This window comes from Streptococcus mitis (assembly GCF_003942765.1).
Lineage (GTDB): Bacteria > Bacillota > Bacilli > Lactobacillales > Streptococcaceae > Streptococcus > Streptococcus mitis_BE.
In genome coordinates this window covers 116,012-128,799 of sequence record NZ_RJNW01000003.1, presented here as the reverse complement: position 1 = coordinate 128,799, position 12,788 = coordinate 116,012, and the positions used below count along the sequence as shown (strand labels likewise).

Here is a 12,788-nt window from a genome sequence, read left to right as displayed (position 1 = left end):
CTCCTTATTTTACCAAGTAGTCTTTCATCTCTTCCAGAGAAACTGGGTGGATGGTTGCAGAACCAAGCTCTGGCACTAAGACCAATTTCAAGGTATTGCCACGCGCCTTCTTATCATGAGTCAAAGCCTGATAAAGCTTGTCAACATCCCAGTTTTCATAGTCAACAGGTAATCCAAATTTCTGACACATCTCTGTAATAGACTGGGTTATTCCTTCTGGCATGAGACCTTTTTCCTCAGCAACCTTGGAAATCTGTACCATTCCCATGGCCACAGCTTCACCATGCATGACTTTTCCATAACCGGCAGTTGCTTCAATGGCATGGCCAATAGTGTGGCCAAAGTTGAGGTAAAGGCGTACACCATTGTCCAACTCATCCTCAACTACCATCTTGCGCTTAACCTGACAAGAATGTTCAATCAAGGTCTCTGCATGCTCCAGAATGCTCTCCACAGAACCATCTAGCTCCGTCAAAATTTTCCACAGTTCTGGATCCTCAATCAAGCCATATTTGATAACCTCACCCATTCCTTCAATCAACTCTCTCTTTCCAAGTGTTTCAAGGACAAGCGGATCAATCAGAACCCCATCTGGTTGGGCAAAGGTACCCACCATATTCTTAGCAAATGGAGTGTTGACGCCTGTCTTTCCGCCGATAGAAGAATCAACCTGGGCTGTCAAGCTAGTCGGTATCTGAACAAAATGAATACCCCGCATATAGGTAGAGGCTACGAAACCAGCCAGGTCTCCAACGACACCACCTCCGAGAGCCACGATTCCATCGCTACGAGTCAACCCCTGCTTAACTAGAAATTCATAAACTTTCTGGACAGTGGTTAAATTCTTTCTTTCTTCGCCTTCTAAAAAGTCAAAAACAGCTACCTGAAAACCAGCATCTTCTAGGCTGAGCTTGACCTTCTCTGCATAAAGAGAAGCCACATGGTTGTCAGTTACAATGACCACTTTTTGAGGTTGCCAGAGTACTCGCAACCATTGACCAGCCTGAGCCAGACAGCCTTTTTCAATCTGAATATCATAAGGATGATGAGGAATATCGATTCTGATTTTCATAGGAGAATCTCCTTTTCTTTATTGGTATTTTTCTGTTAAGGACTGCCAAATCTCTTCTGTTGGCATTTCCTTTCCAGTCCACAGTTGAAAAGCTTCTGCAGCTTGATAGAGCAACATTCCCAGACCATTGACCGTTGGATTCCCCTGACTTCTAGCCCATTTTAAAAATGGTGTTTCAAAGGGTTGGTAAATAATATCTGCCACCAAGATAGTTTCTGGCAAATTGATGCTTTCAGGAACTGGGGATGATTGACCATCCATTCCCACACTGGTCGCATTGACCAGCAAATCCGACTCAGTAATCCTTGCTTGCAGTTCAGGAACATCTTCTAAAGCATACAAGTCAACTTTAAAGCCTGTCTGCTCCTGTAACTTGGTCAGGTAAGGTCTTGTTTTTTCAATAGAAACTGAACGAACAAAGACAGAAATCTGACTGACGCTATACAAAATAGCCTGTGCCAAGATTGATTTGGCCGCACCACCTGCACCCAGCAGGATCATCTTTTTACCTGTAATTGTAAAAGAAGGCAAGCTCTTAAAAAATCCCTTGCCATCTGTATTATATCCAATTAAATTGCCATTCTCATTGACAACCGTATTAACCGCACCGATCAAGCGCGCTTCATCGCTCAGCCCATCCAAATAAGGAATCACTTGCTCCTTATAGGGCATAGAAAGGTTAATTCCAAACATCTGGTAGCGGCGAATATTGGCCACTGTTTCTGCCAAGTCAGCTGCATCAATCTCCCAAGCCACATAAACACCGTTGGTAGCTGTAGCCTCAAAGGCCCTATTGTGGATGAAGGGGGAAATAGAATGCTTAATAGGATTGGCAACAACTGCTGCTAAACGTGTATAGCCATCAAGCTTCATCCAAAATCTCCCTGATTTTTTTCATGTTAGCTAGGGAAATCTGACCTGGGGCACTGGCCTCATCTAGGCTAGCAAAGGACCAGCTAGAACCAGTCACATCCGCAGTGATACGAGAGACCTTACCCACCTTGCCCATAGAAATGGTCACATATTCCTGTTCAGGATTGAGGGTTTTAAATCCTCGTGTATAGTTCATCAAGTCTAAGACATCCTGCTCTGTGTGAGCCATCACCGCAACCTTAACAAGTTTTGGATTTAGGCTCGTCAACTCTGACAAGATTTCCATCATATTTTCAGGTGTTTCTTGGAAATTGTGGTAACTCAAAACGAGATTTGGGAAGTCCAGCATTTCCTCAAAGACATCCTTGTAGCTGTAGTACTCAAAATCAATATAGTCTGGTTGATAGAGTTGCGCCACTTCCTTGATTAGATGGATATATTCTTCCGGAGAAAGGTCAATTTCTCCCCCTTCAGCGCGAGTTCGCAGAGTGAAAACCAACTCACGACCTGCAAATTTTTCAAAAATAGCTGGAGCTACCTGCAAAATCGCTTCTTTAGGCAGATAGTCGGCACGCCATTCAATGATGTCGGCATCCAGGTACCTCGTGGCATCCAGAGCCTGGGCCTCCTCTAAACTTCTTGGCATTACTGAAACGATTAATTTCATTTACTAACCTTCATACTAATCACCTTGAGGTAATTACTACTTTCATCTTTTTTATTATAGGCGAAATCTGCTGGAAGACCGTATTTGTTTAAAATCTGGTAACTTCTTCCTGCAAAGCCTTTATCAATTTGTTCTGTAAATTTCTGGCGGGATACATTGGCAGCATTGGTGCTGGCAATAATAATACCGCCCGGATTTAAAATCTCAAGACTCTGGGAAATCAACTTATGATAATCCTTGGCCACAGAGAAAGTTTGTTTTTTGTTCCGAGCAAAGCTAGGCGGATCTAGGACAATCACATCATAGGTCAAGCCTTTTCGCTTAGCATACTTGAAATACTCAAAAACATCCATGACTATAAAACGATGGTCGTCTGTGCTGATTCCATTGGCCTGAAAATGCGCTTGAGACGATTCTCGTGAACGTTTAGCTAGGTCAACCGAAGTAGTCTGGCTTGCTCCTCCCATGGCCGCAGCTACTGAAAAGGCTGCTGTGTAGGAAAACATGTTGAGCAAGGATTTACCCATAGCCAACCCATCCACTAGACTACCACGAACCTCGTGCTGATCTAGGAAAATCCCTGTCATCAAGCCATCGTTCATAAAGACTTGATAGAGGACACCATTTTCCAAAACAGTGAAAAAGTCAGGCGCCTCTTGGCCATAAACATGGGCAGATTCATAGTCCAAACCCTTAAAACGGATCTTCTCATAGGTCCCTAAAACCTCAGGAAAAACCTGTCTAAAAGCTTCTGAGATAACCTTGCGAATCTGATAAACATAAGAGTTATACCAAGAAAAGACAGCATAGTCGCCATAAAGGTCCACTGTCAGACCGCCAAAGCCATCTCCCTCTTGGTTGAAGAGACGAAAGGCAGTTGTCAATTCATCTTGATAGTAGGCACTTCTCTTTTCTTTAGCTTGTCTAAACAGCGTTTCAAAGAAAGCTTGATTGAAGGTCACCTTGTCTGTGCTGACAAACCAGCCCAAGCCCTTGTTTTGCTGAGAAAGGTAGGCAGTCCCAAGAAAGGTTCCTTCTTGACTCTGCACTTCTACTTCCTGATCCTTAAGATTGACATTCTCAAGATCACTGGCTTCTAGTAAAACCAGACCTTTGGCGAGCTTCTTTTCAACCCTTTTGCTAACTCTTATTCTATTCATAGTCACTATTATAGCAAATTTTGTGACAATTCTCAAAAAAGAAACTACCCTTGCTTTTTTACTCTAGTTTTAAAAAATGGTATACTAATACTAATAAAAACTTAGGAAGTAATTGTGTGAGAATAACAATAAAAGATGCTCTTCCATCGTGGAGGAGCATTTCTTTTTATAAAATTTATCAAGCAAGCGACCAACAACCTTATCTTTTTTCTATCTCTAACAATATCCGTGACAGGTAGTAATGATAGCTAAATATAGCAAGACCAAGCAGGAGGATAAGAGCTCCTACTCCCAAGCTGATGGCAAGGACAGGGGAAAGAGACTGAAGCAAGTATACGCTCACAATAGTTGAAATCAATAAGATAGCACTATAAATAATAATCAAAACCATTGTGACTATACCTTTTGAACGATTCACCAGGTCCGTAATGCTACTCCAATTGGTTGACAGATTTTTCATATCTTTAAAATAATGGTGGCAAGAAAGGCTGACACTGGCAAGAACCCATGCCACAAGAAGGTAAATCATCGAAAGGATAGGCAATCCTAAATAAAGGGAAAGACCAAGTAAAGTCAAGATAGGTAAAAAGGACTGGACAGCAAAGATAATCCAAAATTTCACTTTCACATAACGAGCAAAGTCAAAGGGTAAACTCTTCAGAAAATCAACATTTTCCCTCTCCAAGGATAAGGCAATTGAAGGAAGGCTGGTGATATTGTTATTGACAACTGCTATAAACATTCCCACGAAAAACAAGGGTAACCAGTATCGAGGATGAACGTCTGGAACTAACTGAGAATCTCGGATTGTGGAAATCGGACCAATCATCATGAGATAGGGAAGGAACGCACTTGTAAAAAGTACTGTAATCACGCCAGTCCCCTGTCCCAAGAGGGAGAGGTTGTAGCGCAAAACCATGCGGAAAAATCCCTTTTTAGTTCTTGAAATCCCCTCTTTACTGCGACGTTCTTTTTTGACCTTCTCCTCACTGTTAAGCAGAATCACGTCATAAAAATGAGGAAAAACCTTCTTTTTGGTCAGATAAAGCAAGAAAACAGTTAAAGCTATCCAAGCGAGCAGACCCAGTATGGCCTCTGTCGAAAAAGGCTCCACTGCTATTTTGTAAAAGAGATGAATAGGATAAAGGAGAAATGGAATATCTCTAACTCTGTCAACTATATCTCTAGAAGTCGACTGTAGAAGGAAGACAAATAATAAAGGTATGAGAACCCCAATCCCAATCATCACATTGGCAAAAATAGACTGATACTTTCTAAAAACGGTAGTTTGAGCCAAGAAATGCACTACCCCTACCATCACTAAAGTAACAGAGACAAATAATAAGGCCAAGGACAGCAGCATCAAAGGCAAGCCCAGCCAAAGAGAAGGAGCTAACCTAATGTAGAGGACTAGAAAATAAGCTAGGGTTGGTACAATTCCAGTTAGAGCTGGCAAGAGGACAGACAGTCCTTTAGCGATTATAATCTCTGATTCTTTAAAGGCATAGGGACTATAGGAGGCCAAATCCTTACTCTCATAAAAGACATTGTAAAAGGCAGTGAAAGCCGTTGAAAAGGCAAGCACCAGTAAAATAGCAACCATGGTACTAAAAAGACTTGGCATTTCCTCAAAAGGAAAATGAAAGGCTATATTTATAAACAAAAGTAGCATCAAGAGGCTAGAAAAAATGTAAGAACTTAGGACTCTAGCGGAAACATTTACTTTTTTCCCAGGGTTCTTAGCCTGCTTCTTTCGTAGGTTAGCCAGATTCGCTTCTTTAGATGAATAGAGGATATTGATATCAACTAATTTTTTAATGACCTTGAAACGCATCTTCACCCTCCTCTTTTCTACCAGCAAGGCTAAGGTAGATACTTTCCAAAGACTGGTCTGGGTGGTCTTTTCTCAAGTCCTCTACACTACCACAATAAATCAAATGCCCCTTTTTCAAGATTGCAATCCGATCACAGACTTGCTCAGCTACCTCGAGGACATGGGTTGAAAACAAGACTGTCTTACCTTTTTGTGCATGTTCCTTCATCATTTGCTTCAAATCAAAGGCAGCCTGGGGATCCAAACCAGTCAAGGGTTCGTCCAAGACCCAAATATCAGGATCAGACAAGAGTGCCCCGATGACAAAGACTTTCTGACGCATTCCGTGAGAAAGGGTTTCAATAACCTGATAACGGTTTTCAGCAAAATCAAAAACCTTCAATAGCCTATCTAGACTAGCCTCCAAGTCAGAGCTGCTCAAATTATAGGATGAAGCAATCAATTCCCAAAATTCATTGGCCGTTAAACGTAAAAATAAGTCAGGCGAGTCTGCAACGTAGCCAATCTTTCGTTTGATAGTCAAGCGATTTTCCGATAAATCTAAACCGTCAACCAAAATACGACCACTGCTGGGTGAAATGATACTGACTAGGGATTTTATAGTGGTCGATTTCCCAGCACCATTATGGCCAATCAAGCCCATAATCTCTCCATTTTCAATCTGCAGATTGAGATTGCTCAAAGCCGCTTTATCACCATACAACTTACTAACATTTTGAAATTCAATCATGGGCTGACTCCTATCTTTATCTATGTAATTTACTATTATTATAGCGCTTTCATTTTAAAAATCAACATTTTATATAAAATAGTCAAAAACTTATTATTTAGTATTACGCAAACGTTTGAGTCAAGAGATACTTTATGATAGAATAAAGAACAAGATTGACAAGTAAGAGGAAAAATCATGCAAAATCAAACACTTATGCAATACTTTGAATGGTATCTCCCCCACGACGGCCAGCACTGGACGCGTCTAGCTGAAGATGCTCAACACTTAGCTGATCTCGGTATTAGCCATGTCTGGATGCCACCAGCTTTTAAGGCAACCAATGAAAAAGATGTAGGCTATGGTGTCTATGACTTATTTGACTTAGGAGAGTTTAATCAAAAAGGAACTGTCCGCACCAAGTATGGTTTTAAAGAAGATTATCTTCAAGCCATTCAAGCTCTAAAAGCGCAGGGAATCCAGCCTATGGCTGATGTGGTGCTCAATCACAAGGCTGCTGCTGATCACATGGAAGCCTTTCAGGTTATTGAGGTGGATCCTGTAGACCGTACAGTTGAGCTTGGAGACCCCTTCACAATCAATGGCTGGACTAGCTTTACCTTCGATGGTCGCCAAGATACATACAATGACTTCCACTGGCACTGGTACCACTTCACCGGTACAGACTACGATGCCAAACGCCGTAAGTCTGGGATTTATCTGATCCAAGGTGACAATAAAGGCTGGGCTAACGAGGAATTGGTCGATAACGAAAACGGAAACTACGACTACCTCATGTATGCCGACCTAGACTTTAAACATCCTGAAGTCATTCAAAACATCTATGACTGGGCTGACTGGTTCATGGAAACGACTGGTGTAGCTGGTTTCCGCTTGGATGCCGTTAAACACATTGACTCTTTCTTCATGCGCAATTTTATCCGTGATATGAAGGAAAAATACGGTGAGGATTTCTATGTTTTTGGTGAATTTTGGAATCCTGACAAGGAAGCCAATCTGGACTATCTTGAAAAAACGGAAGAACGCTTTGACCTTGTTGATGTTCGTCTCCACCAGAATCTCTTTGAAGCCAGTCAAGCTGGCGCAAACTATGACCTTCGTGGCATTTTCACAGATAGCCTGGTTGAACTCAAGCCTGACAAGGCTGTGACTTTTGTCGACAACCACGATACACAACGAGGTCAGGCTCTTGAGTCTACCGTTGAAGAATGGTTCAAACCAGCAGCCTATGCCCTCATTCTATTACGCCAAGATGGGCTTCCATGTGTCTTTTACGGCGACTACTATGGGATTTCAGGGCAATATGCTCAACAAGATTTCAAAGAAGTCCTTGACCGCCTCCTAACCATCCGAAAAGATTTGGCCTATGGAGAACAAAATGACTACTTTGATGATGCTAACTGTATCGGTTGGGTACGCTCAGGTGCTGAAAATCAATCCCCAATCGCAGTCCTTATCTCAAATGACCAAGAAAACAGCAAGTCAATGTTTGTCGGCCAAGAATGGGCTAACCAAACCTTTGTAGATTTACTTGAAAACCACCAAGGTCAAGTTACAATTGATGAGGAAGGCTATGGACAATTCCCAGTCTCAGCTGCTTCGGTAAGTGTCTGGGCAGCTAATACAATCTAATTGCCAATGATTATAAAGCCAGATCCAATCGGATTTGGCTTTTTTGTATTCAAAAAAAGACCTACCCAAATGGATAGATCTTTACTTGATTACAATTTACCTGCTACTGCATCCAACAATTCTTGAATCTTAGCTTGGTTGCTTCCTCCTGCCATGGCCATGTCTGGTTTACCACCACCACGTCCATCGACGATTGGTGCCAATTCTTTGACAAGGTTTCCAGCATGAAGGTCTTTTGTCTTGCTTGCTACAAGGACATTGACTTTGTCACCGATAGCAGCAACTAGGACAAGAAGATCAGAGTAGTCTTTTTGTTTCCAGTTATCCGCAAAAGTACGAAGAGCACCTGCATCTGATACAGAAACTTGACTAGCAATGTAACGGTGACCATTGACTTCCTTCACATCCTTGAAGATATCGCCTGCGGCTGCAGCTGCGGCTTTTTCTTTCAATTCAGCATTTTCTTTTTGAAGTTGACGAAGTTGTTCTTGAAGTCCTTCTACTTTGTGAGGAACTTCCTTGACTTGAGGTGCTTTCAAGGTTGCTGCGACAGCTTTAAGAGCGTCTTCTTGTTCACGGTAGGCTTCAAAGGCTTCCTTACCAGTCACTGCCAAGATACGGCGAGTTCCTGATCCAATACCTTCTTCTTTGACAATCTTGAAGAGTCCAATCTCAGAAGTATTGCCAACGTGGGTACCACCACAAAGCTCGATAGAGTAGTCACCGATAGTAACAACACGGACTTCCTTACCGTATTTCTCACCAAAGAGGGCCATAGCACCCATTTCCTTAGCAGTGTCAATATCTGTTTCAACTGTCTTCACTTCAAGAGCTTCCCAAATTTTCTCGTTAACTTGCTGTTCAATGGCACGAAGTTCTTCAGCAGTTACTGCTTGGAAGTGAGTGAAGTCAAAGCGAAGGAATTCTACTTCATTAAGCGAACCTGCCTGAGTTGCATGGCTGCCAAGGATATTGTGAAGAGCCGCATGGAGCAAGTGAGTAGCAGTGTGGTTTTTCATGACACGGTGACGACGATTTGTATCAATTGCCAAAGTGTATTCTTGGTTTAAGGCAAGCGGTGTAAGAACTTCAACCGTGTGAAGAGCTTGTCCGTTTGGAGCTTTTTGAACATTTGTCACAGTAGCTACAACCTTGCCTGACCCATCCAAGATTTGTCCATGGTCAGCTACCTGTCCACCCATTTCAGCATAGAATGGCGTTTCCGCAAAGATAAGTGAGGCAGTTCCTTCTGATACAGCTTCTACTTCTGCATTGTCAGCCACGATAGCCACCAACTTAGAAGGCAATTGGCTAGCATTGTAGTTGAAGACACTTTCTACAGTGATGTTTTGAAGGGTTTCATTTTGCATACCCATTGAACCACCTTTAACAGCTGACGCACGCGCACGTTCTTGCTGTTCTTTCATAGCTGCTTCAAAACCTTCACGGTCTACAGTCATACCAGCTTCTTCAGCGATTTCTTCAGTCAATTCAACTGGGAATCCATAAGTGTCATAAAGTTTGAATACATCTGAACCAGCAATGACAGATTGACCTTTTTCTTTCAAGTCTGCTACAATGCCTTGGGCAAAGTGTTGACCTGAGTGAAGAGTACGCGCAAATGATTCTTCTTCGCTCTTAACGATTTTTTCGATAAAGTCACGTTTTTCAAGCACTTCTGGGTAGTAGCTTTCCATGATTTTTCCAACGGTTGGAACGAGTTTGTAAAGGAAAGGCTCGTTGATTCCCAATTTTTGACCATGCATAGAAGCACGACGGAGAAGACGACGAAGGACGTAACCACGACCTTCATTTCCAGGAAGGGCACCATCACCGATGGCAAATGAAAGAGAACGGATGTGGTCAGCGATGACCTTGAAGCTCATGTTGTCGCCATCTTGGTCATAGACCTTACCAGACAATTTCTCCACTTCACGAATGATCGGCATGAAGAGGTCTGTTTCAAAGTTGGTCTTAGCCCCTTGGATAACTGCCACCAAACGCTCCAAACCAGCGCCCGTATCAATGTTCTTGTGTGGCAATTCCTTGTACTCGCTACGAGGAACAGCAGGATCTGCATTAAATTGTGACAAAACGATGTTCCAGATTTCGATGTAACGGTCGTTTTCGATATCTTCTGCAAGAAGGCGAAGACCGATATTTTCTGGGTCAAAGGCTTCTCCACGGTCAAAGAAGATTTCTGTATCTGGTCCAGAAGGTCCTGCACCGATTTCCCAGAAGTTATCTTCAATTGGAATCAAGTGACTTGGGTCCACTCCTACTTCAATCCAGCGGTTGTAAGAATCTTTATCATCTGGATAGTAGGTCATGTAAAGTTTTTCAGCTGGGAAGTCAAACCACTCAGGGCTTGTCAAAAGCTCATAAGCCCAAGTGATAGCTTCGTCACGGAAGTAATCCCCGATAGAGAAGTTCCCCAACATTTCAAACATGGTATGGTGACGTGCAGTCTTCCCTACGTTTTCAATATCGTTGGTACGAATAGCCTTTTGGGCATTGGTAATACGTGGATTTTCAGGGATGATGGTCCCATCAAAGTATTTCTTAAGGGTTGCTACCCCAGAGTTGATCCACAAAAGTGTTGGATCATTTACAGGAACCAAACTCACTGATGGTTCTACAGAGTGACCTTTGGTCGCCCAGAAATCAAGCCACATTTGGCGTACTTGTGCACTAGATAGTTGTTTCATATTGTCTCCTTATTTACTTGTTTAATGTGATTGGCTTTCCAGCATTTCCACATAGTCAATCGCGACACAGAGGGAAATGACTAGATCTGCATAAGCGTCCTCCAGAACCGTTACGGTATAGGTAGAGGTCAGATGGAAGAGTTCCTTCTTAATTTCCGCAATCAGCTGATCGCGATCATCCAGCAATTTGAAATTCAAATCCCAGATATTGCCCTCGATACGAAGCCCCAGATTATCAAACTCATACTTATCTCGCCAAAAGGTCAACTTCTTCCGAATGACAAAACTCGAGCCATCCCGAAGCTGAATCTCAAAACGAGGAAGCAAGGTCAAGATTTCTTTACTGATCTGACTGACCTGTTCACCAGTCGCATCATAGATGGTAAAAGTTTTGGGAATCTTAAAAAATGATCCCTCCACCTGATAGGCGATTTCTCCCCTGTCGTCCTTGATAGCGAAGCGTTCGCCTCCAAGACGAAACTTTTGTTTGACAAGAAATGTTTTCATCAACACCTCCAAAAAATCAAAAGACAAGCTCATATCACGAAGGGCGAAAAACCGCGGTACCACCTTCATTCAATGAACTTGTCATTCTCTTGTTCTTATGCAATTGTATGATTGAGTAGCACGACTTCCTAACTTAGATGGCTCGCAGCACCGCCATTTCTCTGGACTAAGACTACTGAAAATCAATTCTCAACTTTCTTATTATAACGTTTTTTTAAACTTGCGTCAACTGAGAAATGATCTTAAGCAAATAGCACAAAATAGTAATTTGTACTAAATAGAAATCTTTCAAAATAAGCTTGTTCGTTAAGAACGAAGTAAATCTAGTAATTCGTCATTGATTTTTTGATAATATCCAAAATAATAATCTTCAATATCAAATGTATCCTGAAGGACAAAACGTAAGGTATCTATTGTTTGGTTCAATTTTTTAGAATTAACTATTTTACCATCGATTTCCGATAGTCCATGTGCAACTTTGTTACGCTCACTATTTAAACTGGTAATAACATTAAGTGACTTCAGTAAGTCAGGAGATACTTGATAAAAAGTTAGAATATTTTCATAAGATAAAAGATTTAAGGTTGATTGAGGTGAGTAAATTCTCTCCTCTTCATTTTCTATCCCTTTTGCTTTTTTAAATTCTAAATCAATAAAATCTAAAATCTTCTCAAAATCTTTGTATTCTTCATTTAATTTTGGTAAGGCCCCATCATATTTGATTAAATCAGGATAATCTTTTTTGATCTTTTCTTCGATGATAAATTCAACATAAGACTTTGATTTGATTAAGACATCTGCTACTTGTCCTCTCTCTTTCAAGACTTCTATCATTAAAAAGTAATTAAGGGCTTTCTTCTCAACATCTGTCAATGGATAGTCTTGAATATCTTTTAAAATAGCTTGCGTTTTAAATACTTTTACAAAGTCATTTAGAGTCGCCCGTAAAAAAGATAATTTCTTTTTAGAAAGTAAGTTATTGTATTCTTTTTTTGTAACAAGTTCTTCTGCAGCAAGATAATCATAGGAAGCTATTAGATTTCTTAAATGACGTTTGATTAAAGATTGATTAAATTTTTCAGCCTCATCTTTAATAGTACGATTTTCATAATCTTTTTGGTTATCCTCGTTTTCAGCAAATAAGCTCTTTTCTTCATCACTCGAAAGCTGTACATATGGTCTATTTGCCGCTCTTTTAGGAGTTGCAACCTGTATAGCTTGAGTATTATAATCTTTAATTCGATTTAGAGCAAATAGAGCCGAAATAATCTGAGGTGTTCCTGAAGATAAATTTAAGATTATTTGATGATCTGTTCCAGAATATTTTTCGATAATCTGTCCCATAACCTCATACATTTTATCAAATAGATAAACCTCATCATTTTTTAAAACCGTTGACTCTACAATCACTTGAGGATGATAATCTGTTATCGAAAAAATAGCTTTCTCAATGAGATCTTGCTTGATCAGCATTTCCTCACTATAAACTAAAACAATCTGCTCTGGTCTATAAGTACGTGCAATATGTAATAAAGCAGCATCTCGATTATTACTAATTGGATCTGTCGTTCCAACTGCTGAAATTAAAATTTCCAAGATATTCTA

General features: G+C 41.0%; 10 protein-coding genes. 1 reads left to right on the top strand and 9 read right to left on the bottom strand.

Translation table 11 applies throughout. From position 1 onward, the window contains the following. Nucleotides 1-4 precede the first annotated feature (4 nt). The 6 genes from aroB to D8849_RS05850 form a co-directional block, all read right to left on the bottom strand. Nucleotides 5-1,072, bottom strand: coding sequence for a 3-dehydroquinate synthase (gene aroB, locus D8849_RS05880; protein WP_125386485.1), 1,068 nt, complete (start codon nucleotides 1,070-1,072; stop codon nucleotides 5-7). Nucleotides 1,073-1,090: 18 nt separating this feature from the next. Continuing rightward, nucleotides 1,091-1,945 carry a shikimate dehydrogenase gene (locus D8849_RS05875; RefSeq protein ID WP_125386484.1) on the bottom strand — a complete coding sequence of 285 codons (855 nt, stop codon included), beginning with the start codon at nucleotides 1,943-1,945 and terminating at the stop codon, nucleotides 1,091-1,093. After that, entirely contained in the window at nucleotides 1,935-2,612 is a 678-nt protein-coding gene (gene aroD, locus D8849_RS05870) for a type I 3-dehydroquinate dehydratase (RefSeq protein WP_042900899.1), read from the bottom strand. Before aroD ends, D8849_RS05875 begins: the two co-directional genes overlap by 11 nt. Beyond that, the gene (locus D8849_RS05865) at nucleotides 2,609-3,772 is read right to left on the bottom strand and encodes a class I SAM-dependent rRNA methyltransferase (RefSeq protein WP_185755631.1); all 1,164 of its coding nucleotides are present in this window, start codon (nucleotides 3,770-3,772) and stop codon (nucleotides 2,609-2,611) included. Before D8849_RS05865 ends, aroD begins: the two co-directional genes overlap by 4 nt. Before the next feature lie 199 nt (nucleotides 3,773-3,971). After that, nucleotides 3,972-5,606 (bottom strand): hypothetical protein, encoded by a 1,635-nt coding sequence (locus D8849_RS05855; RefSeq protein ID WP_049487320.1) that lies wholly within the window; start codon nucleotides 5,604-5,606, stop codon nucleotides 3,972-3,974. Further along, a complete protein-coding gene (locus D8849_RS05850; protein ID WP_125386482.1) occupies nucleotides 5,587-6,336 on the bottom strand; it encodes an ABC transporter ATP-binding protein in 750 nt (249 codons plus the stop codon). The genes D8849_RS05855 and D8849_RS05850 overlap by 20 nt, the downstream gene beginning before the upstream one ends. Before the next feature lie 177 nt (nucleotides 6,337-6,513). Here D8849_RS05850 and D8849_RS05845 point away from each other — a divergent pair, with 177 nt between their 5' ends. Continuing rightward, a complete protein-coding gene (locus D8849_RS05845) occupies nucleotides 6,514-7,968 on the top strand; it encodes an alpha-amylase (RefSeq protein WP_004259821.1) in 1,455 nt (484 codons plus the stop codon). Between the two features lie 89 nt (nucleotides 7,969-8,057). On the opposite strand, the gene alaS is transcribed toward D8849_RS05845, so the two are convergent. The 3 genes from alaS to csm6 all read right to left on the bottom strand — a co-directional run bounded on the left by alaS (nucleotide 8,058) and on the right by csm6 (nucleotide 12,779). Then, on the bottom strand, nucleotides 8,058-10,676 hold the full coding sequence (alaS, locus tag D8849_RS05840) for an alanine--tRNA ligase (protein ID WP_033686762.1): 2,619 nt from the start codon (nucleotides 10,674-10,676) through the stop codon (nucleotides 8,058-8,060). Between the two features lie 21 nt (nucleotides 10,677-10,697). Next, nucleotides 10,698-11,183 carry an LURP-one-related/scramblase family protein gene (locus D8849_RS05835; RefSeq protein ID WP_000847067.1) on the bottom strand — a complete coding sequence of 162 codons (486 nt, stop codon included), beginning with the start codon at nucleotides 11,181-11,183 and terminating at the stop codon, nucleotides 10,698-10,700. Nucleotides 11,184-11,489: 306 nt separating this feature from the next. After that, a complete protein-coding gene (gene csm6, locus D8849_RS05830; protein ID WP_125386481.1) occupies nucleotides 11,490-12,779 on the bottom strand; it encodes a type III-A CRISPR-associated CARF protein Csm6 in 1,290 nt (429 codons plus the stop codon). Nucleotides 12,780-12,788: the final 9 nt, after the last annotated feature.